The organism is Microbacterium sp. KUDC0406 (genome assembly GCF_021582875.1).
Lineage (GTDB): Bacteria > Actinomycetota > Actinomycetes > Actinomycetales > Microbacteriaceae > Microbacterium.
Genome location: NZ_CP091138.1, coordinates 1867359 through 1893164, shown reverse-complemented (window position 1 = coordinate 1893164; position 25806 = coordinate 1867359). Strand labels below are relative to the sequence as shown.

22 protein-coding genes and 3 pseudogenes are annotated in these 25806 nt (G+C 69.9%); 11 read left to right on the top strand and 14 right to left on the bottom strand.

Going from position 1 to position 25806, the window contains the following annotated elements:
- Positions 1–37: 37 nt before the first annotated feature.
- From L2X99_RS09565 to L2X99_RS09535, 8 genes and pseudogenes are all read right to left on the bottom strand, one after another.
- Positions 38–1279, bottom strand: a complete 1242-nt coding sequence (locus tag L2X99_RS09565) for an MFS transporter (protein ID WP_236135013.1) — start codon at positions 1277–1279, stop codon at positions 38–40.
- Positions 1276–2007 (bottom strand): site-specific integrase, encoded by a 732-nt coding sequence (locus L2X99_RS09560; RefSeq protein ID WP_268928498.1) that lies wholly within the window; start codon positions 2005–2007, stop codon positions 1276–1278. Before L2X99_RS09560 ends, L2X99_RS09565 begins: the two co-directional genes overlap by 4 nt.
- A pseudogene (locus L2X99_RS18555) lies at positions 1953–2171 on the bottom strand (site-specific integrase); the annotation flags it as partial. The gene L2X99_RS09560 and the pseudogene L2X99_RS18555, both read right to left, overlap by 55 nt.
- 72 nt (positions 2172–2243) lie before the next feature.
- The gene (locus tag L2X99_RS09555) at positions 2244–2591 is read right to left on the bottom strand and encodes a HepT-like ribonuclease domain-containing protein (RefSeq protein ID WP_236123816.1); all 348 of its coding nucleotides are present in this window, start codon (positions 2589–2591) and stop codon (positions 2244–2246) included.
- Positions 2588–3070 carry a nucleotidyltransferase domain-containing protein gene (locus L2X99_RS09550; RefSeq protein ID WP_236135011.1) on the bottom strand — a complete coding sequence of 161 codons (483 nt, stop codon included), beginning with the start codon at positions 3068–3070 and terminating at the stop codon, positions 2588–2590. Before L2X99_RS09550 ends, L2X99_RS09555 begins: the two co-directional genes overlap by 4 nt.
- Positions 3071–3113: 43 nt before the next feature.
- On the bottom strand, positions 3114–4592 hold the full coding sequence (locus L2X99_RS09545; protein ID WP_236123818.1) for a dihydrolipoamide acetyltransferase family protein: 1479 nt from the start codon (positions 4590–4592) through the stop codon (positions 3114–3116).
- Positions 4589–5610: pseudogene (locus L2X99_RS09540) on the bottom strand (alpha-ketoacid dehydrogenase subunit beta). The gene L2X99_RS09545 and the pseudogene L2X99_RS09540 overlap by 4 nt, the downstream one beginning before the upstream one ends.
- Complete coding sequence (locus L2X99_RS09535) at positions 5607–6788, bottom strand: thiamine pyrophosphate-dependent dehydrogenase E1 component subunit alpha (RefSeq protein ID WP_442923431.1); 1182 nt, start codon at positions 6786–6788, stop codon at positions 5607–5609. The pseudogene L2X99_RS09540 and the gene L2X99_RS09535 overlap by 4 nt, the downstream one beginning before the upstream one ends.
- 70 nt (positions 6789–6858) lie before the next feature.
- Between L2X99_RS09535 and L2X99_RS09530 the strand changes: the two genes are divergently transcribed.
- Complete coding sequence (locus L2X99_RS09530; protein ID WP_236123821.1) at positions 6859–7293, top strand: Lrp/AsnC family transcriptional regulator; 435 nt, start codon at positions 6859–6861, stop codon at positions 7291–7293.
- Between the two features lie 331 nt (positions 7294–7624).
- Here the strand turns inward: L2X99_RS09530 and L2X99_RS09525 are convergent, their stop codons facing one another.
- The 4 genes from L2X99_RS09525 to L2X99_RS09510 all read right to left on the bottom strand — a co-directional run bounded on the left by L2X99_RS09525 (position 7625) and on the right by L2X99_RS09510 (position 13135).
- Positions 7625–8794: an acyl-CoA dehydrogenase family protein gene (locus L2X99_RS09525; RefSeq protein WP_236123822.1), complete on the bottom strand. Its 1170-nt coding sequence runs from the start codon at positions 8792–8794 to the stop codon at positions 7625–7627.
- Complete coding sequence (locus L2X99_RS09520; RefSeq protein WP_236123823.1) at positions 8791–10185, bottom strand: beta-ketoacyl-[acyl-carrier-protein] synthase family protein; 1395 nt, start codon at positions 10183–10185, stop codon at positions 8791–8793. Before L2X99_RS09520 ends, L2X99_RS09525 begins: the two co-directional genes overlap by 4 nt.
- A 495-nt stretch (positions 10186–10680) precedes the next feature.
- On the bottom strand, positions 10681–12189 hold the full coding sequence (locus L2X99_RS09515) for a class I adenylate-forming enzyme family protein (protein ID WP_236135010.1): 1509 nt from the start codon (positions 12187–12189) through the stop codon (positions 10681–10683).
- 313 nt (positions 12190–12502) lie between these two features.
- Positions 12503–13135, bottom strand: a complete 633-nt coding sequence (locus L2X99_RS09510) for an HAD-IA family hydrolase (RefSeq protein ID WP_236123824.1) — start codon at positions 13133–13135, stop codon at positions 12503–12505.
- 193 nt (positions 13136–13328) lie between these two features.
- On the opposite strand from L2X99_RS09510, the gene L2X99_RS09505 reads away from it, so the two are divergent.
- Complete coding sequence (locus L2X99_RS09505) at positions 13329–14777, top strand: glyceraldehyde-3-phosphate dehydrogenase (protein ID WP_236123825.1); 1449 nt, start codon at positions 13329–13331, stop codon at positions 14775–14777.
- A 101-nt stretch (positions 14778–14878) separates the two neighbouring features.
- Positions 14879–15916 carry a winged helix DNA-binding domain-containing protein gene (locus L2X99_RS09500; RefSeq protein WP_236123826.1) on the top strand — a complete coding sequence of 346 codons (1038 nt, stop codon included), beginning with the start codon at positions 14879–14881 and terminating at the stop codon, positions 15914–15916.
- 47 nt (positions 15917–15963) lie between these two features.
- On the opposite strand, the gene L2X99_RS09495 is transcribed toward L2X99_RS09500, so the two are convergent.
- Entirely contained in the window at positions 15964–17406 is a 1443-nt protein-coding gene (locus L2X99_RS09495) for a helix-turn-helix domain-containing protein (RefSeq protein ID WP_236123827.1), read from the bottom strand.
- A gap of 108 nt (positions 17407–17514) precedes the next feature.
- On the opposite strand from L2X99_RS09495, the pseudogene L2X99_RS09490 reads away from it, so the two are divergent.
- The 3 genes and pseudogenes from L2X99_RS09490 to L2X99_RS09480 all read left to right on the top strand — a co-directional run bounded on the left by L2X99_RS09490 (position 17515) and on the right by L2X99_RS09480 (position 20207).
- Positions 17515–19383, top strand: a pseudogene (locus L2X99_RS09490) (phosphoenolpyruvate carboxykinase (GTP)).
- A 108-nt stretch (positions 19384–19491) separates the two neighbouring features.
- Positions 19492–19851, top strand: a complete 360-nt coding sequence (locus L2X99_RS09485) for a YidH family protein (protein WP_236135009.1) — start codon at positions 19492–19494, stop codon at positions 19849–19851.
- On the top strand, positions 19848–20207 hold the full coding sequence (locus L2X99_RS09480; RefSeq protein WP_236123829.1) for a DUF202 domain-containing protein: 360 nt from the start codon (positions 19848–19850) through the stop codon (positions 20205–20207). Before L2X99_RS09485 ends, L2X99_RS09480 begins: the two co-directional genes overlap by 4 nt.
- 204 nt (positions 20208–20411) lie before the next feature.
- Here L2X99_RS09480 and L2X99_RS09475 read toward each other — a convergent pair whose 3' ends face one another.
- The gene (locus L2X99_RS09475) at positions 20412–22301 is read right to left on the bottom strand and encodes an ABC transporter ATP-binding protein (protein WP_236123830.1); all 1890 of its coding nucleotides are present in this window, start codon (positions 22299–22301) and stop codon (positions 20412–20414) included.
- A 107-nt stretch (positions 22302–22408) separates the two neighbouring features.
- On the opposite strand from L2X99_RS09475, the gene L2X99_RS09470 reads away from it, so the two are divergent.
- Genes L2X99_RS09470 through L2X99_RS09450 form a run of 5 tightly spaced genes read left to right on the top strand, consistent with a single transcriptional unit; the run spans position 22409 to position 25782 of the window.
- Complete coding sequence (locus L2X99_RS09470) at positions 22409–23350, top strand: ABC transporter ATP-binding protein (RefSeq protein WP_236123831.1); 942 nt, start codon at positions 22409–22411, stop codon at positions 23348–23350.
- Positions 23347–24237 carry an ABC transporter permease gene (locus L2X99_RS09465; RefSeq protein ID WP_236123832.1) on the top strand — a complete coding sequence of 297 codons (891 nt, stop codon included), beginning with the start codon at positions 23347–23349 and terminating at the stop codon, positions 24235–24237. The genes L2X99_RS09470 and L2X99_RS09465 overlap by 4 nt, the downstream gene beginning before the upstream one ends.
- Positions 24234–25061 carry an ABC transporter permease gene (locus L2X99_RS09460; protein ID WP_236123833.1) on the top strand — a complete coding sequence of 276 codons (828 nt, stop codon included), beginning with the start codon at positions 24234–24236 and terminating at the stop codon, positions 25059–25061. The genes L2X99_RS09465 and L2X99_RS09460 overlap by 4 nt, the downstream gene beginning before the upstream one ends.
- Positions 25062–25118: 57 nt before the next feature.
- A complete protein-coding gene (locus L2X99_RS09455; RefSeq protein WP_236135008.1) occupies positions 25119–25427 on the top strand; it encodes a FitA-like ribbon-helix-helix domain-containing protein in 309 nt (102 codons plus the stop codon).
- Positions 25408–25782, top strand: a complete 375-nt coding sequence (locus L2X99_RS09450; RefSeq protein WP_236123835.1) for a type II toxin-antitoxin system VapC family toxin — start codon at positions 25408–25410, stop codon at positions 25780–25782. The genes L2X99_RS09455 and L2X99_RS09450 overlap by 20 nt, the downstream gene beginning before the upstream one ends.
- The last annotated feature ends 24 nt before the right edge of the window (positions 25783–25806 follow it).

Sequence of the window (25806 nt, the reverse complement as noted above, 5' to 3'; positions counted from 1 at the left end):
ATCGGCAGGCGCCTCGAAGTCATCGTCGGCTGCTCGATCAGCCCTTCAGCACCGGCTGGGGCGCAGCGCTGCGCACCGGGCTGCGCGAGAAGGCGACACCGAAGGCGATGTAACAGCATCCGAGTACGACCAGAGCCGCCCGCGTGCCGACGGACTGGCCGAGCACCCCGGCCAGCAGAGCACCGAGCGGGATCGTCGCCGCATTCAGCACCTGGGAGAATGCGCTCACCCGGCCCTGCAGCTCCAGCGGTGTGTGCTGCAGGCGGAGCGTCATGACGGCCACGCTCCCCAGTGTGATCCCGAAGCTGAGCACGAAGATGCCGACGGCGAAGAGGAGCACCGAGGGGCCGGCCTGCGTTGCCGGAAGAAGCAGCGACGCCGGGGCCGTGTAGAGGAAGGCGGAGGTCCCCGTTCTTCCCACGCCGTAGCGATCGATGAGACGACGGCTGATCAGGGCGGCCGTCAATCCACCCAGACCGCCAGCCGTGAGGACTGCACCGATCAGATCTGACGACAGTGACGCATCCCGGGCGAGGAACAGGATCTCCAGGGTGCCGCTCGCGGAGAGCAGCAGGTTCGCGGTCGCTGCGCCGCCGGTGATCCAGGCCAGCACGGTGCTTGTGCGCAGAACCCGCAAGCCCTCTCCGATCTCGCGTGCGAGGCGGCGACGCGGCGACGGCTGGGGCGGGTCGACCCTGCCGACGATCGTCAGCAGCGCCAGGGCGCAGAGCAGAAAGCTGACGGCATCGAGGATCAGGGTGTTCGACGCCCCGATCAGTGCGACGAGGGCGCCGCCGAGCGCCGGTCCGATGATCCGCGCGCTCGATCGCCCGGCCTGCATGGATGCGCTCGCAGCCGCGTACCGATCCGACGGCACGAGCTGGCGCAGGTAGGGGGTGTACGCGGAATGGAACATGGCCGTGAAGGCCCCTGTCAGCAGCGCCGACACCAGGAGCACGGGCAGGGTGAGCAGGCCGAGGTGCGCGGCGAGGGGGAGGGCCCCGAGCGTGACCGCGCGGCCGATGTCCGCCGAGACCAGGACCGAACGGCATCGCCGCTGGCTCCGGTCGACAAGCGCTCCGAGCAGCAGGCCCAGGAAGACGGCCGGCAGCCATTGCAGCGCCTCGAGCAGCCCGATGGCGAACGTGGAGGCCTGCAGCGTCTCGATCGCGATCAGGGGCAGGGCGACGACGGTCACCATCGTGCCCGTGGCACTGACCGTCTCGGCGACGAGGAATGTCGTGAACGGTCTGCCGAGTGCGCGGATGCCCGGACTCATCCGGCGTGACCCCGGAACTTCTCGGAGACGCCTGCGCTCGCGACTTCCGCTTCGCGGCGCTCGTGCCATGCGGTGAGCGCCGCGTCGCTGTCTGCAGCGGAGAACGAGACCGCGGCACCGAGCGCGCCCGAGCGCTGGCCGAGCCGCTCGCGGACGACGTGCTCCGGTACACCGCCTGCGAGCAGCTCCGCCGCGTGAGCCTGTCTCAGCTCGGAGAGCTGCAGGACGACGCCGGCCTCGGCGCAGTACTGCCCCCAGCGATGCTGAACCGACTGGTAGCGCAATGGTGTGTCGCGCCCTCGTGCGGTGAACAGGGGACCGGCAGGGTTCGCGGTGTAACGGATGTAATTGCTCAGTCGCAGCAGGATCTGTCGATCATCGACGAGAACACGTCTGCGATGACCGCCCCAGCCGGGCACCGACAGGGATGCGGACGTCTCGTCGAAGTCCTCGACCTGCAGCTCCAGCGCCTCGCCGGGGCGAAGCCCGAGGCGTGCGAGCATCCCGAACAGCAACTGATCGAGGTCGGCGTGCAGGGGATGGCTGCGAACACTGCATCGATGTCGGCGCGGACATCCCCGCGCGTCTTGTTGCGCGCGGTGGGCTCGGATGGCGAAGAGATCTCGCTCTGAGGCGGCAGGAGATCCATGCGACCGCAGCTTCGAAGCAGCCCGCGAAGCGCCGACATCCGTCGAGCCCGAGTCGCGGCGGCTCGGGCGGACGGCCACGCCAGGTAGTCGGTGACGGCCTGTTCGTCGAGTGCGCCGCCGCGTTTCGTCGCGCACTCGACAAGGACGCGGAGATCCGTCTCGTATCCCCTGATCGTGTTCGCGCGTCGCCCTGCATCCCGCAGCTCCTGGAGGTATACGGCAACCGCGTCCTGAATCGACATACTGCGACAATACACATTGACACAGGTTAAGGAGGAGATCGCGTTGCACAGGGGCGTGCCGGGGTTTGCGGATCACTCGTCTGCCGGCTGTGCTTCCAGACGTGCGAGGAGCCGACGAGCGGCGGAGGCGAGGTCGGGGACGTCGTTGCGAGCAGTGGCGTTCACGATCGAATGTGCAGTGTCGAAGTACCGATGCGCCAGAGTGTCGCGCATACGTGTGATCTCCGGCCAGGGGATCGTCGGTTCCGACGTGAGCAGTGCCGGATCGAGATCCTTGACGGCCTCGCCGATCTCGACGAGCCGGATGCGGATGGCGTCGAATACGATCTCGTCGTCGGCATCGGCACGCTCGATGTACCGGGCGATGGTCTCGCACGCGACGAGGATGTCCTGCAGGCGCGAACCGGCATCCCGACTCACAGTGGCACGGCCTCGCGCTGCGCGTTGCGGCGGACGGTGGGCTTCAGATCCGAGCGAGGGACGACGTCGACGCTGCGGCCCAGAATGCGCTCCGCGGTCGTCTGCAGACGCAAGAGCGCGAAGAGGCCGGTGTCCGGCGCGAGATCCACGAGCAGGTCCACGTCACTGCCCTCGTGATCGTCGCCTCGGGCGACGCTGCCGAACACGGCGATGCCGGTTGCGCCCAGCGCTGCAAACTCGCTCTGCAGCTCGGCGGCGTGCTCCCGGACCGTGCTGAGAGCGGTGGAACGCGGGGCCGTCGTCAGGCCGAGCCCCACCGCGCCGAGGAGCGTCTCGAGCGCGGAGACGGAGGGTTCGCGTCGGCCGCTCTCGTACTCGCTGATGACGCTCTGCGGAACCCTCGCTCTGGCGGCGAGCGCAGGCTGCGTGAGCCCGGCGTCCTGCCGGGCGTTGCGCAACAGCATCGCCGCTCGACCCATGCACCAAGGATATCGCGGATACGCGATATCCTTCAGCCCACGCTCACAGCCTCCCGAAGGCGCGCAGCGGATGCTCGATCAGCTCGGTCACGCGTCGCAGGAAGCCCGAGGCGTACCCGCCGTCGCAGACCCGGTGGTCGAACACGAGCGAGAGCTGAGCGATGCGGCGCGGCACGATCTGCCCGTCCACGACCCAGGGGCGCTCGATCATGCGGCCGATGCCGAAGATCGCGACGTTCGGCGGGTTGATGATCGCCGCGGAACCGTCGACGCCCAGGCTGCCGTAGTTGTTCAGCGTGAAGGTCGACCCGCGCATCCGTGACGGCTCGAGCGTGCCCGCACGGGCCGCATCTGCGGCATCCCGCACTGCGGCGTCGAGCGTGTCGAGGTCCATCGCATGGGCGCGGGGGATCACCGGCACGACGAGGCCGCGCGGTGTGTCCGCCGCGATGCCCAGGCTCACCCCGTCGAACACCGTGAGCTCGGTGGCGTCGGCGGAGAGGCGGGATGCCAGGATCGGGAAGTCCTCCAGCGCGAGAAGCGTGAACCGGGCGATCAGGGCGGTCATCGACGGTGCGCGCCCGCCCTCCGGGGCCATCGCCCTCCGGGCGTTCCAGAGCTCGGTCGCGTCGACGTCGAGCCAGACGGTCGCCTCGGGGATCTCGGCGCGGCTGCGGCTGAGCGTGGCGCTCGCCGCGCGCCGCAGCGGCGACAGCGGCTCCTGGGAGCGGATCGCCAGACCGCAGGGATCGCCGGACGCGGATGCAGGGCCGGCCGCGGGTGCCGCGTCGGACGCTGTCGCCGCATGCGCGGCCGCGGCGTGATCAACGGCCTTGTCGACGGCGGCGCGCAGCACGTCGGCCCGGGTGATCGCGCCGTCGACCCCGGTCGCGACGATGGTGCTCACATCGAGCCCGAGGTCGCGGGCGAGCCTGCGCACGATCGGGTTGCGGACGGCGACCGGGGCCGAGCGCGTGCCGGGCTTCGGGGCGGGTGGCGCTTCCGCGGTGTGTTGCGAGGCGGGCCCGGTGGGGTTCGGCGCGCGGTGGTCCGAAGCTGCGCGTGCCGCCGGGCGGCGACGCCGGCCCGACGTCGCGCGCTCAGGGGTGCCGTAGCCGATCAGCACGTTTCCCGAGCCGGCTTGTTCCTCCTGGCGATGGGCCTCCAGCAGCGTGGAGTCCTCGGGGACCTCGGCGCTTCTCGTCACTTCGTCTTGCTGCGCCCGCTCGTCACTGCGCTCCTCGCTCGAGGACCGGAGGGCGGCGGCGTCCGCGGCATCCGCGACCTCCAGCACCGGCGCACCCACCGCGATCGTCTCGCCCTCGGCGCCGTGCAGCGCGGTGACCACGCCGGCGAACGGCGTCGGAAGCTCCACGACACTCTTCGCGGTCTCAACCTCTGCGATGGGCTGGTCGACGGTGACGGTGTCGCCGACGGCGACCAGCCATTGCACGAGGCCGGCCTCGGTGAGGCCCTCGCCGAGATCGGGCAACCGGAAGATCCGGGCGGTGGCGACGCTCATTCGTCCTCCCAGTGCAGGGTGTCGATCGCGTCGAGCACGCGGTCGACGTCGGGCAGATACCAGTGCTCGAACTTCGGCGGCGCGAACGGCACGTCGAACCCGGTGACCTTGCGCACCGGCGCCTCGAGGTGCTCGAAGCAGCGCTCCGAGACCCGTGCCTGGATCTCGGATGCCACCGACACGTAGCCGGGAGCCTCGGCGATCACCACGGCGCGGCCCGTCGAGCGCACAGCGGCGGTGACGGTCGCGTCATCGAACGGCGACAGCGAGCGCACGTCGACGACCTGCACGCTGCGGCCCTCCTCGGCGGCGGCATCCGCCGCCTCCAGCGCGATCGGCACGGCCGTGCCGTAGGCGAGCAGGGTGACATCAGTGCCGTCCCGCACGATCCGCGCGGTGCCGAGCTCTGTACGCCGGGACGTGTCGACCTCGCCCTTGGTCCAGTACAGCTTCTTCGGCTCGAGGAAGATCACCGGATCGGGGGAGTCGATGGCCGCGCGCAGCAGCGAGTACGCGTCCTGCGGGGTCGACGGCGTCACCACGGTGAGCCCAGGGTGTGCGCGTAGTACGCCTCGGACGAGTCGCAGTGGTGCTCCACACCGCCGATGCCGCCGCCGAACGGGATGCGGATCACCATGGGCAGCCGGATGGCACCGCGGGTGCGGTTGCCGAGCTTGGCGACGTGGCTGACGACCTGCTCGAACGCGGGGTAGGCGAACGCGTCGAACTGCATCTCCACGACCGGTCGCATGCCGTTCATCGCCATGCCGACCGCGGTGCCGACGATGCCCGACTCGGCGAGCGGCGTGTCGAAGCAGCGGTCCTCGCCGAACCGCGCGGCCAGTCCGTCGGTGATGCGGAACACCCCGCCGAGCTTGCCGACGTCCTCACCGAACAGCAGCACCTCGCGGCTGTCCTCGAGAGCGTCGGCGAGGGCACGGTTCAGCGCGCCGGCCATCGTCATCGTCTGGGTGGCGGAGGATGCCGCATCCGCCGCCCGCACCTCGGCGATCGTCATCGTGCGCCTCCTTCGGTCGTGACCATCCGGTCACGGTCGATCTCGCCCCGCAGCAGCTCCCACTGCTCCGCGAGCTGCGGCGACCGCTGCGCGGTCACCCACCGGAACAGGTCCTCGGGATCGATCTCGGGATCGACGTTCATCGCGTCGCGCAGATCGGATGCCATGCGCTCCGCGCCCTCGGCGATCGTCTGCTGCGCATCGTCGTCGAGGGCTCCGGATGCTCGCAGGTGCGTGCTCATGCGGGTGATCGGATCGCGCGCGATCCACAGCTGCACCTCGTCGCGCTCGCGGTAGCGGGTGTCGTCGTCGGCGTTCGTGTGCGGCTGCATCCGATAGGTGTGCGCCTCGACGAGCGACGGTCCGCCGCCTTCCCTGGCGCGATCCACAGCGGCGGTGAGCACCGACAGCACGGCGGCGACGTCGTTGCCGTCGACACCCTGCCCCGGCATCCCGTAACCGATCGCCTTGTGTGCGAGCGAGGTCGCGGCGGTCTGCCGCGAGAGCGGCACCGAGATCGCGAACCCGTTGTTCTGCACCAGGAACACCACGGGCACGTGGAACACCGCGGCGAAGTTCATCGCTTCGTGGAAATCACCCTCGCTGGTGGCACCATCGCCGCACAGCGCGAGCACGACGGTGTCCTCGCCGCGCATCTTCGCGGCGTGCGCGAAGCCGACCGCGTGCAGCAGCTGGGTCGCGAGCGGGGTGGCCTGCGGGGCGACGCCGTAGACCGCGGGGTCATAGCCGCCGTGCCAGTCGCCGCGCAGCATGACCATCGCATCGGCGGGGCGCACGCCGCGGCCGACCACCGCGACGGTGTCGCGATAGGTCGGGAACAGCCAGTCGCCCTCGCCGAGCACCATGGCCGCCGCGACCTGGCAGGCCTCCTGGCCGTGCGACGACGGATAGACCGCGAGGCGGCCCTGCTTGACGAGCGCGGTGCACTGCTCGTTCAGGCGCCGACCCTCGACGAGCATGCGATACGCCTCGCGAAGTGCGTCGGATGCCGGCATCCGGTATTGCTCGTCGGCATGCGCCTGACCGGTCTCATCGATGAGCTGAACCGGGGTGTCCCGGGGAGCAGGTCTGTCATCGCTCCGCCTCCTTGCCGAACGTGTCCTCTCGCCAGCATGCGCCTCGCGCGAGCGATCATCCAGACCACGGGACGATTTCATGGACGAATGCTTCAGTGCGCCGGTTGCGGATGACAGACTGTCAGCAGAACCCGACGATTCGGAGGCGCTCATGGTGGAGCTCGACGAGACCGATCACGCGATCCTGCGCATGCTGAAGAAGGATGCCCGCTCATCCATGACGGCCATCGCCGACGCCGTGCACATCTCGCGCGCCGGCGCGCATGCCCGCATCAAGCGGATGACGGATGCCGGCGTCATCACCGGGTACACGGTGCGCACCGACCCGATGCTGCTCGGGCACCACGCCTCGGCCTACGTGATGGTCGCGATAGAGCAGGCCAGCTGGCAGGAGGTGCGTGACCGGTTGCACAGCATCGCCGAGGTCGAGCACATGGCGCTCATGGGCGGCGACTTCGACGTGCTGCTGCTGGTGCGTGCGCGGGACAACCGGGATCTGCGGAGGATCGTGCTCGAGGAGATCCAGGCGATCCCGCAGGTGCGGTCCTCCCGGACGTCGCTGATCTTCGAGGACTGGGGTTCTTGACCGGTCGTTGAGCTTCCCGGGCCGTTGAGCGAAGGAGCGCCAGCGACTGAGACGAAACGCATCAAGGTCTTGTGAGGACTCGGGAACGCGTCGTGGCCGGGTGGGAGGGGCGGGTCACATTGGTGAGGGCAGGAGCATGCCGGCATCCCATCGAGGGATGCCGGCATACCTGCCTGGCCGGCTCTACGAGCGGCGTGCGCTGCGAATGATCCGTCGTCTTCCGCATGGCGGACGGATCTGCGGATGGCGGACCTGAGCACGGGGTGTCCGCTGCCGGGTGCGGAATCGTCCGCCATCTGCAAGGGCCGGGGCGCGGGCGTGTCGGTCGGGGTCAGTCGTCGAGGAGGGCGGCGGCGTACATCGGGCGGGCGGCGTCGGCGCTCGGCGGATGGAAGAGGCCGGCGGTGGCGTCGCGGAACAGACGGCTGGCCTCGTGGGCGTTGCCGAAGCCGGAGCCGCTGGTGCACATGAGGGCCTCCTCTGCCGTGCGGCGGGCGGCGGTGGAGGCGTTCAGGCGGGCGCTGACCAGGCGCAGCGGCCAGCCGGCGCCGTGGTCGGCCAGCTCGTCGAAGTCGCGGCAGTACGCCTCCAGCTGGGCGGGGACAGCCATGAACTCCATGTGCGCGTCGGCCAGGCGGATGCGGGTCTCGGGGACCTCCGCGTAGGTGGTGCCGGCCTTCGCCGACTTCCGCGCCTTCAGCCCCGCGACCGCCAGCTGCAGCGCCCGCTGCGCGACGCCGGCGTAGACCGAGCCGATCAGCAGCTGGAAGTTGCTCGTGATCGCGAACGTCAGCAGGTCGGGGTACCGGCCGGAGGGGATCCTGCGGGCGACGCGCTCCGGCCGCATCCGCACGTCCTTCAGAATGGTGGCGCGGCTCTGCGAGGCGCGCATGCCCATGACGTCCCAGTCGTCCGAGACGGTGATGCCGTCGGCGTCCCGCTCCAGGAATCCGTAGATCAGCATCTGATCGTCCGAGGCATCCGCGCCGTGCACGATCAGCCGGGTCCACACCGGCGACAGGGAGGTGAAGATCTTCACGCCCGAGATCAGGTAGCCGCCGTCGTCCTGCGGAACAGCTGTGGACTTCGAGCCCTGCAGCACCCAGTCGTTCGAGGGCTCGCTGATGCCGAATGCGAAGATCTCGCCGGCGGCGGCCTCCTCGAGCACCCAGTCCAGCGAGTGGTCGCCGCGCTCGCGCATCGCGTGCACGACGCCGGTGCACATCAGGTGCATGTTGATCGCGAGCGCCGTCGCCGGGGCGGCGGTCGCGAGACGCTGCTGCAGCTTCGACACCTCGTTGAGGTTCAGTCCGGCACCGCCGAGCTCCTCCGGCACGAACAGCCGTAGGTAACCGGCATCCTTCAGGTCGGCGAGATCCTCATCGAAGAACCCGTTCTCGCGGTCGTACACCGCGGCCCGCTCGCGGAACTGCTCCAGCAGCGCGTCGGGCAGATACCGCTCGGCCAGCGCAGCGTGCCGATCAGGGGAGTTGTCCGTCATGGGGTGATCCCTTCCGCGCGTCGCAGCACGAGCGCGCCGTTGTGGCCGCCGAACCCGAACGAGTTCGACAGCACGGTCTCGACGGGATGCTCGCGGGCATCCGTCACGATGTCGATCCCGGTGAACCCCGGGTCGTCGAGGTTGATCGTCGGCGGCAGGATGCCGGTGAGCAGGCTCTGCACGGCGATCACCGCCTCGACCGCACCGGAGGCGCCGAGCAGATGGCCGGTCGACGACTTCGTCGCCGTGATCGGGATGCCGCTGAGGCGGTCTCCGAACACGGCGCGCAGCGCGGACAGTTCGGCGGCGTCGCCGGCGGGAGTGCCGGTGCCGTGGGCGTTGACATGATCGACGTCGGCGGCGGCGATCCCGGCATCCGCCAGCGCCGCCGCGATCGCGAGCGCGGCACCGCGGCCATGCGGCTCGGGAGCGGTCGGATGGTGCGCATCGCTGGATTCGCCGAAGCCGGAGAGCTCAGCCAGGGGGACCGCCCCGCGCGCCTCGGCGACGTCGGCGGCTTCGATGAGCAGCGCCGCCGCGCCCTGCGCCATCACGAACCCGCGGCGGGCTCGATCGAAGGGGCGGCTCGCGCTCGCCGGGTCGTCCTCGTAGCCGCTGGCGAGCGCGCGCAGGTTGGCGTTCGAGGCGAGGTTGACCGGGTTCAGGCAGTCCTCCATGCCGACGACGAGCACGGCGTCGGCGTAGCCGTGCCGGATGCGGCGCAGTGCGTCGCCGAGGCCGATGGCGCTGCTCGCACAGGTCGCCGTGACGCCGTGCGCCGGCCCCCGGGCGCCGTAGCGCTGACTGAGCAGCGCGGCGGCGGCATCCGGAGCGCCGTAGACGACGAGCGTGAGCGGCACGCCGCGCGGCCCCTTCGCGTCGAGGGCGCGCGTGGCCTGCTGCATCGCGTCGATCGGGCCGGAGCCGGTCGCGGCGAGGACGCCGAAGCGGGACGGATCCCACGGGAGGGAGGATCCCGACGGCGTCTGCGCGGACGCTTCGGCGTGCGCTTCGCGCGGAGGTGTGCGGCTGCCGCGGGGCTGAGTGGCGGATGCTTCCGCGGGAAGCGCACTTCCCCGCGGCGGGTGCACGTGAGCGAAGGCCGCCGTGTCGACGTGGATCGCACCGGCCTGCGTCATCGCCTGGTCTGCGGCGGCGATCGCCCAGTGCTGCACAGGGCTCAGCCGGCGCGCCAGCGACGGTTCGATGACGGAAGCCGGATCGAATCCGCGCACCTGCCCGCCGATACGCACGGGGAGGCCGTCGAACTCCGCGCCTTCCAGCGCGGTGATCGCGCAGCGCCCGTGCACCACGGCGTCCCACAGCGAGGGGACGTCGAGGCCGGAGGGGGTGATCGCCCCGAGCCCTGTGATGACGACGCGGCGGTTCACTGGCTCACCGTCCCGTGGGGGCCCTTTTCGGGTCGTTGAGCGGAGCGGTGAGGCGTCTGGCGGACGGTGGGCGTTTCGTCTCGCTTCGCTCGCTCAACGACCGGGGAGTGGGGGCCCTTTTCGGGTCGTTGAGCGGAGCGACGGAGGAGCGGAGACGAAACGTCGTCTCGCTTCGCTCGCTCAACGACCGGGGGAGGTGAGGCGGGTCGGGTCGTTGAGCGGAGCGACGGAGGAGCGGAGACGAAACGTCGTCTCGCTTCGCTCGCTCAACGACCCGCGGGAGGTGAGGCGGGTCGGGTCGTTGAGCGGAGCGACGAAGGAGCGGAGACGAAACGTGGTGAGGTGTCTGGCGGGCGGTGGGCGTTTCGTCTCGCTTCGCTCGCTCAACGACCGGGGAGTGGGGGCCCTTTTCGGGTCGTTGAGCGGAGCGACGGAGGAGCGGAGACGAAACGTCGTCTCGCTTCGCTCGCTCAACGACCCGCGGGAGGGCGACGTTCACAACCGCACCGCCGGTGCGTCGGGTGCGAGGGCGAGTTCCGCGGTCGCGCCGCGACGGATCTTGCCGCCCGCGGTGCGGGAGAGCACCGGAACGACGTACCACCGGCGCGGTACGAACTGCGGTGCGAGGCGCTTGCGGGCCCAGGCGCGCAGCGCGTCCTTCGACGGTGCCGGGCTCTCGACCACGAGCGCCACGACCGCGCCCAGTCGAGGATGTGGGAGCGACACCGCGCACACGGCGCCGAGCCCCGGCATCCCGTCGAAGGCGCGCTCCACCTCGGGGAGCGAGACCTTGTGTCCGCCGGTCACGGCGATGTCGCCGGCGCGGCCGAGCAGCGCGAGCCTGCCGACCTCCACCCGTGCCTGGTCGTGCACGGTCGCCCAGCCGTCCGGTCCCACCAGAGTGTCGGTGCTCGTCCCCGCCAGGTATCCGTCCGAGCAGGCCTCCGCGTGCACCCACAGCTCGCCGACGTCACCGTCGGGCAACGGCTCTCCGGACTCGTCGCGCACCGATATGCCGATGCCGGAATAGACCCCGATGAGGGTGCCGTCTCCGGCGCGGCTGTCGCCGATGAACCCGATCTCCGCCGCGCCGTAGTAGCTGATCAGCCGCACAGCGGGCAGCACCTCGGCAAGACCCGCGCGGATCGATGCGGGCAGATTCGCACCGCCGGTCACGACGAGCTCGAGCGCGGCGAAGGCCGAACGCTCTCGGCGAGCGGCATCCGTCAGGGCCTGCACGACGGCGGGCACGGCGACCACCCGCGTGATGCGCTCATCGCGCACACGCCGGGCGATCGCCGCCGGCTCGAACACGTCGGCGAGATGCGCGCCGCCGCCGGATGCCAGGCATTCGATCAGCGCGTACAGGGTGAGGCTGTACGAGAGCGGGCCGGGGGCGAGGGTCGCGACGCCCGGCCGCGGCTCGAGATGCGCACTCGAGATCGCGAAGTTCGCGCGGTACTGTGCGCGGGTCTTCAGGAAGGCTTTCGGATCGCTCGTCGTGCCCGACGAGAACAGCAGCAGGAACGCCTCGTCGCCGTCACGCACCGTCGGCGGGTCGGCTGGAACTGCCTCCGCCTCCCGCATCCGGAACTCCTCGAAACCGATGACCGTGCCACGCCACCCCTCGGCAGCGAGCGCTTCGCCCAGATCGGCGGAGTCGCTGATCACGACGCCGATGCCCGAGCGCACGATCACACGCACGCGGTGCGCGAGCGGCCAGAGCGGGTCGATCGTCGCCGAGACCGCCCGGTATCCGGCGAGCCCCGCCACGATGCGCGCCGCGTGGAACGCCGAATCGATGCTGATCGCGGTGATCGGGATGCCACCCGTCTCCGGAGCCGGGGCCACAGGGCGCTCGCGGTGCAGCGCATCGACGACGGCGAAGGAGCGCCGGGAGTCCTCGACCAGCCCGGCGTAGGTCAGCGATCCGTCAGGGCCGGCGATCGCGATCCGATCCGGGTGCTCCTGCGCCGCAGCGAGCACGGTCCGTGTGATCGGCACAGTGTCCTCCCTGCAGTCCGCACCAGTCTAGAGCTCGCCTGTTCAGCAGCGTCGCCCGGCCGTCGGCGCAAGCCGGGCGTTCCCCGATGCAAGGAGGATTTCGTAGGTCGGCGGGGGCCGCAGCGGCGTTTTCCTCCTCGCATCGCAGGGAGGCGGCGGGCCTTGGTCGATGCAAGGAGGATTTCGTAGGTCGGCGGCGGACCGCAGCGGCGTTTTCCTCCTCGCATCGCGGGGCGCGCGGCGCGACCGGACGGTGCGGAGACGGATGAGGCGACGGATGGGCGACGGGGGCTTCGTCAGAGCACCGTCAGGGTCAGGCCGTCGGCATCCGCCTCGATCCGGATGCCGGTGAGGTCGGCCACGACCAGGTCGGGGGCATGCGCCCCGAGGTCGCGCCCACGCCGATCACGCGCATTCCGGCGGCCTTCGCAGCGGCGATGCCCGCCTCGGAGTCCTCGAACACCAGGCAGTCCGCCGGATCGACGCCGAGCTCGGACGCACCGAGCAGGAAGCCCTCAGGATCGGGCTTGGACGACGTGACGTTCTCCGCGGTGATGTGCAGGGACGGGATCTGCAGACGGGCCTCGCCCATCCGGGCCTGCATCAGCCGCACATCCGCCGAGGTCACGATCGCGTGCGGATGCGACGCCAGCGCGGCGAGCAGATCGCCGGCACCGGATACGGCGACGACGCCCGTGACGTCCTCGGCCTCGGTGGCGAGCATGACGGCGTTCTCGGCGATGTTCTGCTCGTGCGGGCGATCCGGCAGCAGGATCGCCATGCTCTCGTAACCCTGCCGACCGTGCACGACCTCGAGCACGCGTGCGGGATCGAGCCCATGCGGCTTCGCCCAGGCCAGCCAGGTGCGCTCGACCGCGGCCGTCGAGTCGACCAGTGTCCCGTCCATGTCGAGGAGCACGGCACGGATGCGGAACGACTGGGTCATGGCAACAGCGTAGGGCCGGCGCCCGTGGCATCCGAATCGCGATTCTCAACATCCCGTGCGCATCCGCCGATCTTGCGGCGCGGATCGTCGGGAACCGCGGTATACCACCCCGGTACCCTGGAATCACGGGGCGATCCGCCCGACCCCGCCCGGCGCCGCCATCCTCAGGCGCGCACGCATCGCAAGGAAGCAGATGAACGATTTCGCCGCCCGCCACGACGAATGGACCTCGCGAGAGGAGCTGGCCGAGCGGATGATCCCGCTCATCGGGTCGCTCCGCCGCGAGCGCGACGTGGTGACGTCCCTGCACGGACACCGCCTGCTCGGCCTCTCGACCAAGGGACTGCTCGAGGTGCACGAGCGGGTCGCACAGCTCGGGCACGCGCAGCTGCGCGTGGAGGACACCCTGGCGGTGCTCGAGGGGCTTCGACGGCTGAACCCGGGCGCCTCGTCGATCGACGTCGCCCGCCTCGTCGAGGGCCACGCGGCGGACGACCGCGACCTCGACGAGTACCTCCGTGAGGTGCTCGCCCCGGCGCTCGGCGCCGAAGCGGCGGAGCCGACGGATGTCGTGCTGTACGGCTTCGGGCGCATCGGACGTCTGCTCGCCCGCATCCTCATCGCGCACACCAGCGGCGGCAGTGGCCTTCGCCTGCGCGCGATCGTGGTCCGTCGCGGCGCCGAGAACGACCTCGTCAAGCGCGCCTCGCTGCTGCTGCACGACTCCGTGCACGGCCGGTTCGAGGGCTCGGTCGAGGTCGACGAGGCGAGTTCCCGGATCATCGCCAACGGCACCCGCATCCAGGTGATCTACTCCGACGATCCGGCATCCGTCGACTACACGACGTACGGCATCCACGACGCGATCGTCGTCGACAACACCGGTCGCTGGCGCGACGCCGACGGCCTGTCGCAGCACCTGCGCGCGAAGGGCGTGGCCCGCGTGCTGCTCACCGCGCCGGGCAAGGGCGAGCTGAAGAACATCGTGCACGGCATCAACGACGGCACGATCGACGACTCGGATCGCATCCTGTCCGCGGCATCCTGCACGACCAACGCGATCACTCCGGTGCTGAAGGCGGTCGACGAGGCGTACGGCATCGTGCGCGGCCACGTCGAGACGGTGCACTCGTTCACGAACGACCAGAACCTCACCGACAACTTCCACAAGGGCGACCGTCGCGGTCGCAGCGCGGTGCTGAACATGGTCATCACCGAGACCGGTGCGGCCAAGGCCGTCGCACGCGCGCTGCCCGAGCTGGCCGGCAAGCTGACCGGTTCGGCGATCCGCGTGCCCACCCCCGACGTATCGCTCGCGGTGTTGCACCTGACGCTCGAGAACCCGGCCGACCGGGACCAGCTCAACGACTACCTGCGCCGGGCATCGCTGCACTCCAGGCTGCGCCAGCAGATCGATTACGTCGAGAGCCCGGAGGTCGTCTCCACCGACTTCGTCGGCTCTCACCGCGCCGGCATCGTCGACGGTCTGGCCACGATCGCCACCGGCAACGATGTCGTGCTGTACGTCTGGTACGACAACGAGTACGGCTACTCCTGCCAGGTCATCCGCGTGATCGAGACGATGGCCGGTTCGCACCCGGTCGTCATCCCGACCCGTCGTGAGGTCACGCTGACGGCGTGAGTCTTCGCTGCTCCGGTCTCACTCGTTGCGGGTGTGACGCCGTTCCCACCCGCAACGAGTGAGACCGGAGTCGTGTCTGCGGCATCCGGCAGGATGGCGGGGTGAACACGAAACGCCTGCTCGCCGAGCGGCTGCGCTCGCACCGGCTCACGGCACCGGCACGCACGGTGGCGGATGCCGCTTCGCACCTGCTCGCGGTACAGAGTCAGGACTTCGTGGCCGGACGCTGGGCGCTCGCCGCACGCACCCGCGGCGCCGTCACGCTGTCGCAGGTGGACGCCGCGTTCACCCGCGGCGAGATCGTGCGGGCCTGGCCGATGCGCGGCACGCTGCACACCGTGCCGGCCCGTGACCTCGGCTGGATGCTGTCGGTGACGGCGGAGCGGCAGCGCCAGCAGGCGGCGAGCCGCCATCGCCAGCTGGGCATCGACGACGGGATCGTCGCTGCGGCGGAGCGCGTCATCCGGGAGCGCATCGACGGCGGCATGACCAGGGCGCAGGTGTTCGAGGCGTTCGAGTCGGCCGGCATCGACCCGCGGGAACAGCGCGGCATCCATCTGCTGTTCGTGCTGACGATCAACGGCGCTCTCTGTCAGGGGCCGGTCGCAGGCAAAGACCAGCTGTTCGTGCTCGCCGAGGAATGGATCACGGATGCCGCCCAGCCGGACGATCCGCTCGCCGAGCTGTTCGTGCGGTACATCGACGGCCACGGGCCGGCCGGAGCGGCCGATCTGGCGTGGTGGGCGGGGCTCACGCTCGGCATGGCCCGCGAGGCGGTGGAGCGCGGCAGGCGCCGGGTGGTCGAGATCGATGACGGCGTGTTCACCGCGTCGGATGCCCCGCGCCGCGCGCCGCGCGCGGCCTCCGTGCACGCGCTGCCGGCATTCGACGAGTACTACATCTCCTACGCCGACCGCTCGCCGGTGTGCGCCCCCGAGCACGCGATGACGGTCGGTCCCGGGAAGAACGGCATGGTGCGACCCACGATCGTCGCAGACGGCCGGATCGTCGGCACCTGGTCGCATGCCGGCGCCGGTGGGCCGGCTCCCGAGCCGCAGTTCTTCGCGCCGCCGTCGGACGAGGTCGCAGATGGCGCAGCATCCGCCCTCGCCCGTTTCGCGGCGTTCCGCGCGGGCTGATCCGGCGCCCGGGACGTCCTGTTCGTGGTGACGGCGCGGCGGCCGCGTCAGCCGGCGGCGTGCCGCTCGAGGAAGTCGTAGACCTCGGTGTCGTCGACGCCGGGGAACGCGCCGCGGGGCAGCGGCGAGAACATGTGCGTGTGCACACGGGCGCTCGGCCAGGCCCTGCCGCTCCAGCGGTTGACCTGCTCGGCATCCGGGCGCCGGCAGCAGGCCTCGTCGGGGCAGGTCGACTGCGCGCGCGCCGAGGTCTCGCGTCCGCGCCACCAGCGGGCGTCGTCGAAGGGCACGCCGATGGTCACCGAGAACTCGCCGTCGCTCGACGTGCCGGTCTGCGTCGCGCACCAGAACGTTCCGGCCGGGGTGTCGGTGTACTGGTGCTGCTCGGTGGTGCGGTTCTGCTGGCCGAACGCCGCACGCGCCTGGAACTTGCGGCACACGGGCTGCCCCTCCACCGCGCCGGTGACGTCCATCGGCAGCGGCAGGTCGTCGTTCTCGTAGACCCGGGTGATCGCGCCCGACGAGTCCACGCGCAGCATGTGCAGGCGCATGCCGAGGTGCTCGGTCATGAGGTTGGTCATGCGCATCGCGGCCGCTTCGTGCGTGACGCCGAACGCGTCGCGGAAGTCCTCGACCGCGAGGTTGCGGTCCTTCTTCGCCTGCTGCAGGAAGGCGACGCCGGCGGTCTCGGGGATCAGGCAGCACGCCGCGAAGTAGTTGATCTCCAGGCGCTGCTGCAGGAAATCGGCGTAGTCGGTGGGCGGCGTGTGCCCGAGCAGCCGGTGCGCCATGGCTTGCAGCGCCATCGATCGCAGGCCGTGCCCGCCGGGGATGGACGCCGGAGGCAGGTAGATGCGGCCGTTCTCGAGATCGGTGAGCGACCGGGTGGAGTGCGGCAGGTCGTTCGCATAGATGAGCTCGAAGCCGAGCTTCTCGGCCATGATGCTCACGGTGCGGTGCGTGAGGGCGCCGGAGACGTGACCGGCGGCCTTGAGCTGCTTCTCGGCGAGCTTCTCGATGTCGCCGCGGTAGTTGTTCTGCGCCCGCATCCGCAGCCGCAGCTCGGTGTTGGCGCGGCGCGCCTCCTCCGGAGTGGCGATCGCCTCGCGCTCGCGGCGCTGCAGTTCGTGGTGCAGGCCGAGCACGGACTCGATGGTCTCGTCGCTCATGCCCTTGGTCACGCGCACCGGCGCGATGCCGAGCTGGCGGAACACGGGTGAGCGCTGGGCACGATCGAGCTCGATCTCGAGCGCGGCCCTGCGATTCGGCGGCTCGCCCGAGATCAGATCGGAGACCTCGGTGCCGCAGGCCTCGGCGATCGCCTGCAGCAGCGACAGCTTGGGCTCGCGCTTGCCGTTCTCGATCAGGCTGAGCTGCGATCCGGCGATGCCGACCTTGGCACCGAGCTCGTCGAGGGTGAGGCCGCGCGCCACCCGGTGGTGCCGGATGCGGTGGCCGAGGGTGGTCAGTTCCAGTCCGGTGCTCGCCATGTCTTGATCATAGCGAAAGATTCAATGTTCTTTCTCTCGCATCCCTTGGAAAGTCACGGTGTTTCGAGAAGAAGATGGATGCACAGCACCCGCTTCGAAGGAGCAGACATGGCCATCGCCGAGACGTACACACCTCACCTCTCAGCCGTCGCCCCCGCCCGCAGCTACGGCGCAGCGCCTGCATACGACACTCCGGCGATGGCGGAGCTGCGCGCGTGGGTCGACGGCATCGCCGCGCTCACCCAGCCCGCCCGCGTGCACTGGGTGGACGGGTCGGTGGCCGAGAACGACGCGATCATGCGCGAGCTGGTCGACGAGGGCAAGATCATCAAGCTGAACCCTGAGTGGCGTCCCGGCTCATACCTGGCGCGCTCGCACCCCAGTGATGTCGCGCGCACCGAGGCGCGCACCTTCATCGCCTCCGAGAAGGAGGAGGACGCCGGTCCCACGAACAACTGGGCGGACCCGGCGGAGATGCACGCGACCATGGACCGCATCTTCGAGGGGTCGATGCGCGGGCGCACGATGTACGTCGTGCCGTTCTCGATGGGCCCCGTCGGAGGAAAGCTCTCGCACATCGGCGTGCAGATCACCGACAGCGCCTACGCCGTGGCATCCATCGGCATCATGACCCGCGTCGGCGACGCGGTGACCCGGCAGATCGCAGAGGGCGCCCCGTGGGTGCGCACAGTGCACTCGGTCGGCGCCCCGCTCGAGCCGGGACAGCACGACGTCGCGTGGCCGTGCAACGACGAGAAGTACATCGTGCACTTCCCCGACACGCTCGAGGTGTACTCCTACGGCTCGGGTTACGGCGGCAACGCGATCCTCGCGAAGAAGTGCTTCGCCCTGCGCATCGCCTCGGTGATCGCCCGCGACGAGGGCTGGCTCGCGGAGCACATGCTGCTCATCAAGGTGATCTCGCCCGAGGGCGCGCCTACCACATGGCGGCAGCGTTCCCGTCGGCCTGCGGAAAGACGAATCTCGCCATGCTGCGTCCGACCATCCCGGGCTGGAGGGTCGAGACGCTCGGTGACGACATCGTCTGGATCCGTCCCGGCGAGGACGGCCGGATGCACGCGATGAACCCGGAGGCGGGCTTCTTCGGCGTCGCACCGGGCACCGGCGAGTCGACCAACGTCACGGCGGTCGAGACGCTGTGGGGCAACACGATCTTCACGAACGTCGCGCTGCGGCCCGACGGAGACGTCTGGTGGGAGGGCCTCACGGACACCCCGCCGGCGGATCTCGTCGACTGGGAGGGCAACCCCTGGACACCGGACTCCGGTCGCCCGGCGGCGCATCCCAACTCGCGCTTCACGGTCTCGGCCGCGCAGTGCCCGCAGATCTCCGACGACTGGGAGGACCCGGAGGGCGTGCCGCTCGACGTCATCCTGTTCGGCGGCCGTCGCGCCAGCAACGTGCCGCTGGTCGTCGAGGCCACCGACTGGACGCATGGGGTGTTCCTCGGCTCGACCATCTCGTCCGAGCGCACCGCTGCCGCGGAGGGCACCGTCGGCGAACTGCGGCGCGACCCGTTCGCCATGCTGCCGTTCTGCGGCTACAACATGGGCGACTACTTCGACCACTGGCTGAAGGTGGGCCGCAGCCTGCGCTTCGACCGCGCACCGCGCATCTTCCAGGTCAACTGGTTCCGCCGGGGGAGGACGGCCGCTTCCTGTGGCCCGGCTTCGGTGACAACGCACGCGTGATCGACTGGATCATCCGGCGCATCGAGGGCAGGGTCCCCGCCATCGACAGCCCGATCGGCCGGCTCCCCGTCGTCTCCGACCTGAATCTCGACGGACTCGACATCCCGCAGGCCGACCTGGACGAGCTGTTCGCCGTCGACACCGCGGCCTGGCAGGAGGAGGCCGACAAGACCGAGGAGTTCTACTCCGTCTTCGGCGACCGGCTCCCGCGGCGCTGCGCAGCGAGCTCGCGGCACTGCGCTACCGCCTCGCGTCGGCCCGCTGACCTCTCATTTGAAACTGCACGCCCGCGCCGAGACGTGGTGGCACCGCCACGGTCTCGGCGCGGGCGTGCAGTTTCGGGGCGCCGTCCGGGGCGTTCTAAGCTGGGCACATGAGCGATCGACGATTCCCCCGGCGCGTGTACGGCGTGGGGGAGGAGCCCGATCCCCGGTTCTCACTCGCGAACGAGCGCACGTTCCTCGCCTGGATCCGCACGGCGCTCGCGCTGGTGGCGGTCGGCATAGCGATCGAGGCGCTGCAGCTCGACATCCATCCGGTGCCGCGCTTCCTCGCGGCGGTGCTGTTCGTGCTGCTGGGCGTCATCGCGACCGTGCACGCCTGGCTGTCGTGGGCGCGCAGCGAGCGCGCGATGCGGCTGCACCTGGCCCTGCCCGGTCCCACCACCGGCGTCGTGATCGCGGCCGGGGTGATCATCGCGATCCTGCTGCTCGGCGCGGGGCTCTTCCTGTGACGGATGCCGCTGCCGAGTCCGCCGATCGTCCGTTCGACGCCGGGCTGCAGACCGAGCGCACGCTGCTCGCCTGGCGGCGGACCTGCCTGTCGCTCGCGGTCGGCAACGGCGCGGCGATCAAGTACCTCTCCGACGCGCTCGGGGCGTGGGCGACGCTGCTCGGCTTTCTCGGTCTCGCTCTCTCCGTCGTGGCCTGGGTACTGTGCACCATCCGCTATCGCAGGGCGCACGGCGGCCTGGTTCGCGACGAGTCGCTCATCGTGAGCGGGCGACTGCCGGCGCTCGTGACCGCCGCGGTCGGCGCGGCGGGCGTCGCCGGACTCGTGGTGCTCTTCGTGCAGTGGCGCCCTTGGTGACACGTCTCTGAGACGCATCGTCTCCATTTGGTCTGCCATTCCGGTACACGCCGATACCCGGCCCGCCTGACCGCGCCGAGACCCCGCCTGCTCGCCGAGACCCCGCCTGCGCGCCGAGACCCCGCCTGCGCGCCGAGACCCCGCCTGAGCAACCGTGATTCAGGAGGGGGCTCGGCAACCACGAGGGGTTTCGATGAGTGCGCCTCAGACCAGCAGCTGGTGCCGCGCGAGATCGCGATAGAGCGGTGTCGTCTCGACGAGTTCGTCGTGCGTGCCCTGGCCGACCACGGCGCCGTCCTGCAGCACCACGATCAGGTCGCTGTCGACGACCGTCGACAGCCGGTGCGCGATCACGACCAGAGTTCGATCGGCCGAGACCGCGTCGATCGCCTCCCGCATCCGCTGCTCGTTCACGCCGTCCAGCGACGAGGTCGACTCGTCGAGCAGCAGGATCGGAGCCTTGGTGAGCAGCGCCCGCGCGATCGCGAGGCGCTGGCGCTCGCCGCCGGAGAGCATCACGCCGTCCTCGCCGACCGGCGTCGCCAGGCCCAGCGGACCGCGCTCGAGCACATCGCCGAGGTTCACCGCGTGCAGCACGCGCTCGCAGTCGGCGTCGGTGGCATCCGGCACCGCGACGCGCAGGTTGTCGGCGAGCGTGCCGGCCAGCGTCGGGGCGTCCTGCTCGACGTACCCGAAGTGGGCGCGCAGCTCGTCGCGCCGGTAGGTGCGCAGGTCGTGTCCGGCGAGCCGGATCGAGCCGCCGGTCGGGTCATAGAAGCGCTCGATGAGCGAGAGGATCGTGCTCTTGCCGGCGCCCGACGGTCCGACCAGCGCCACGCGTGCGCCGCGCGGCACGGCGAACGACACGCCGCGCAGCACCTCGCGAACGGGCTGGGTGCCTGAGCTCGTCGAAGGGTCCGCCTCGCCCGCCAGATGCGCGTCGGCGAGCAGGTCGTTCGCCTCCTTCGCGGCCGCCTCACGCGCGGCGACGACGTTCTCGGGGTACTGGAAGCGCACGTCGCGGAACTCGATCGCCGTGGAGCCGGCCACCGGCGCGGCCGTGGCTGCGGCATCCGCCTCGTCGGCGTCGGTCTCTGCCGGCAGGTCGAGGATCTCCTGGATGCGACCCAGCGCGCCGAGCGCCTGGTTCACCGAGGTGATCGCGCCGAACGCCTGCCCCAGCGGCATGATCAGCATGAACAGGAACATGATGAACGTCACCAGCGACGCGATCGTGATGGCTCCGGATGCCACGCGGAAGCCGCCGACGCCCAGGACGACCAGCAGCGAGAGCTGCAGAGCGATGCCGGCGATCGGCACGACGAGCGAGGAGATCTTCGCGATCCGCACGCCGATGCCGTAGGCCTCGTTCGCGAGTCCCGTGACGGCCTCGGTCTCGCGCTCGGTCGCACCGGATGCGCGCACGGTGCGGATGGACGACACGGCGCGCTCGACGCCGGATGCCAGCTCGCCGACCTTCTGCTGCTGTGCGGTCGACGCCGTGCGGATGCGACCGCTGAGCAGCACGACGACCACCACGGATGCCCCGATCACCAGCACGATCAGCAGCAGGAGGATCGGGTCGATCACCAGCATCGCGACGAGGGCTCCGAGGAACAGCAGTGCGCTGCCGACGGCATCCGCGAGCCCCTGCGTGAGCACGGCATACAGCAGGGTCGTGTCGGTGCCCACGCGCGACACCAGATCACCGGTGCGGCGCGCGTCGAACTCGCTGATCGGCAGATGCAGGATGCGGGCGATCAGCCGGCGCCTGCTGGAGAGCACCACCGCGGTGCCGGTGCGCTGCAGCAGGTAGTGCTGGTAGCCCGAGATCACCGACGACACGATCACGAACGCGATCAGCGCCCAGATCAGCATGCCCAGCGGAAGTTTCTCCTGGACGCGCTGGATCACCTGCCCCACCAGCAGCGGCTGCACCAGAGAGGCGGCCGCGCCGATGATGCTGAGGATCGTGACGACCATCAGCACCTTCTTGTGCTCGAACAGGAAGGGGAGGAGCTGGCGGAACGAGGCGCGCGGACCGTCCTGCTGCGCACCGCGCCCGCGTCGGCGTGCTGTCGCCGTGCGAGACATGGGAGACCTTCTTCGATGGGGGCGGATCCATTGTGCTCCGGTTCGCTTATGGGTCGCCTGTCTGTTTCGGATGCCGGATGTCGGCGAAATCCACTACCGTGAGGCGGGTGCCCGCTCCCGTCATCGCCGCCCGCGACCTCGTCAAGGCCTACCGTGTCAAAGGCAAGCCCGACTTCCTCGCCGTCGACGGACTGAGCTTCGACGTCGCTCCCGGCGAGTCGTTCGGGCTGCTCGGGCCGAACGGTGCCGGCAAGTCCACCACCATGAAGATGGTCGGCGCGGTCTCTGCGCGCACCGGCGGCGAGCTCAGCATCCTCGGGCTCGACCCCGACCGGTACGGGCCGGAGATCCGCTCCCGCCTCGGCGTCGTACCGCAGCAGGACACGCTCGACGGCGAGCTGAACGTGCGCGAGAACCTGTACATCTACGGCCGCTACTTCGGGCTGCCGGCCAAGGTCTGCCGTGAGAAGGCCGAGGAGCTGCTGGACTTCGCACAGCTCGCGGAGAAGGCGTCGTCGAAGGTCGATCAGCTCTCCGGCGGCATGAAGCGGCGGCTCACGATCGCCCGGGGCCTGATCAACGACCCGCGCATCCTGCTGCTCGACGAGCCGACCACGGGCCTCGACCCGCAGGCGCGGCACGTTCTCTGGGATCGGCTGTTCCGGCTCAAGGAGCAGGGCACGACCCTGGTGCTCACCACGCACTACATGGATGAGGCCGAGCAGCTCTGCGACCGGCTGGTCGTGGTCGACAAGGGCAGGATCATGGCGGAGGGCACGCCGGCGTCGCTGATCCGCGAGCACTCCAGCCGAGAGGTGCTCGAGGTGCGCTTCGGATCGGCGCACAACGCCGACGCGGCGCGGCGGATGCAGGGAATCGGCGATCGTGTCGAGGAGCTGCCCGACCGTGTGCTGGTGTACGCGCAGGACGGCGAGGCAGCCCTCGAGCAGGTCAGCGCCCGCGACCTGCATCCGATCACCTCGCTCGTGCGACGATCGAGCCTGGAGGACGTGTTCCTGCGGCTGACCGGAAGGTCGCTGATCGAATGAGTCACTGGGACCCTGAGCCGGTCGAAGGGCGCGCTTCGACAGGCTCAGCGACCGATGGTCTCGACGAGCTGCGCGACGAGGCGATCGCCGCCGCGCGTCGCACTCGCCGCCGGGGCTCGTGGTACGTCGCCGAGCACATCGTCAGCGCAATGCGCGCCTATGGCTGGACGATCATCGTCGGCGCCGTCGGACAGCCGGTACTGTACCTGGTCGGCCTCGCGCTCGGCCTCGCCGCGCTGATCCAGGCTCCGATCCAGGACGGCTCGCAGCAGGTCGACTACGTCGTCTTCGTCGCCCCCGCGCTGCTGATGAGCGCCGCGATCACCGTGGCCTCCGAGGAGTTCAGCTATCCGGTGATGGCCGGCTTCAAGTGGCGGCGCTTCTTCTACGGGTTCAGCGCCTCGCCGCTGTCGTCGGGGCAGATCGTGACCGGCGAGGTCATCGGGGTGATGGCACGTGTCGTGCTGACCGCCGGGCTCTACTACCTGTTCCTGCTGCTGTTCCCTGCTGTCGGGAATCCGGCCGTCTCGTGGGTCATGATCCTCGTCGGCATCCTCGCCGCGCTCGCCTTCGGCACCCCGTTGCTCGCGTACGCGGCATCGCTCGAGGAGGACACCGGACAGTTCGCCCTGGTGCAGCGCTTCGTGTTCATGCCGATGTTCCTGTTCTCGGGCACCTTCTACCCGCTGGACACGCTGCCGGTGTGGCTGCAGTGGATCGGCTGGATCTCGCCGCTATGGCACGCGACCGAGCTCGGACGCGATCTGTCTTACGCGCGTGACACCGGCGGCGTGATGATCGCCGTGCACCTGATCGTGCTGTTCGCCTTCGCCATCGGCGGCTACGTCGTCGCCCGCCGCATCTTCGCGAGGAGGCTGGCCGCATGACGACCACCGAGCTGACGGATGCTCCGCGCGTGAGAGCCGGGGGAGTGCGGGCGCTCTGGGCCGGCAATCCCTGGTCGGTGGTGCTGCGCGGACTGATCGCGGCGCGGTCGTCGAGCTTCGTGGTGATCCTGTCCGGCTTCTTCGAGCCGGTGCTGTACCTGGCGTCGATGGGCATCGGACTCGGCGCGCTGATCGGCGACGTTCAGACCGAGTCCGGGGCATCCGTGCCCTATGCGGCGTTCATCGCACCGGCCCTGCTCGCCGTGTCGGCGATGAACGGCGCGATCTACGACTCCACCTGGAACGTCTTCTTCAAGCTGAACTACGGCAAGCTCTACGAGGGGATGCTGGCGACCTCGCTCGGCCCGCTCGACGTGGCGCTCGGCGAGATCATCTACGCGCTGCTGCGCGGGCTGGTCTACGCGAGCGGATTCATGATCATCATGCAGATCTGGGGGCTCAACCTGTCGTGGACAGCGGTCTTCGCGCTGCCCGCGGTGGCGCTGATCGCGTTCGGCTTCGCCAGCTTCGGGATGGCGGTGACCAGCTACATGAAGGCGTTCCAGCACATGGACTGGATCCAGTTCGTGCTGATGCCGATGTTCCTGTTCTCGGCGACGTTCTATCCGATCACGGTCTACCCGGAGTGGGTGCAGGCCATCGTGCGGGCGCTGCCGCTGTGGCACGGCGTGGAGCTGATCCGCGGACTGACCACCGGGGCGCTGTACCCCGGCATGCTGTGGCACGTCCTCTACTACGTGGTCATGATCGCGATCGGGCTGGTGTTCACGACCAAGCGGCTGCGGGCGCTGTTCCTGGGCTGAGCGAGTTATCCACAGATTGCTCTTGAGTGCATGTGCAGCACATGTGACGATGGAAGCATGTCTCGCATGCTTCAGGTGAGGAATCTTCCCGATGAGGTCCACGCGCGTCTCAAGGAACGTGCGGCGGCCGAGCGCATGTCGCTGTCCGACTATGTCGCTCGTGAACTGGAACGGCTCGTGAGGTACCGCAGCAACGCCGAGATCCTGGCAGCTGCACGTGCGCGGCGGATCGCAGGCGGTGCGGCGATGACGCGTGAGGAGATCCTCGGGACGCTCCATGAGGTGCGGGCCGAGCGCGAGTCAGAACTGGAACGACGCGATGCGCAGCGGGATGGGGCGGTGCGGGATGCCGGCACTGGTTCTTGACGCGTCCACGATCGTCGAACTCGTCGGAGGTGAGCTCGAGTGGAGCCTGGACGGGGCGTTCCACGCCCATGCCGGACTGGACCTGGAGGTGCTCTCGGTGCTTCGTCGCAGGGCACTGCACCACGACATGCCGCAGCATGTGGCGAGGGAGGCTCTTGATGTCTTCGCGTCACTCGAGATCGAGCGGCATCCGGTGCGGCAGCTTCTGCCGCGCATCTGGGCCATGCGTCACGACATCTCAGCGTATGACGCCGGCTACGTCGCCCTGGCGGAAGCGCTTGGGGTCCCGCTCGTGACGCTCGACCGGCGACTGGCGAAGACTGCAGAGCGGTACTGCGACGTCATCGTTCTCTGATTGCGAGCGCCGTTCGTCGGCAGG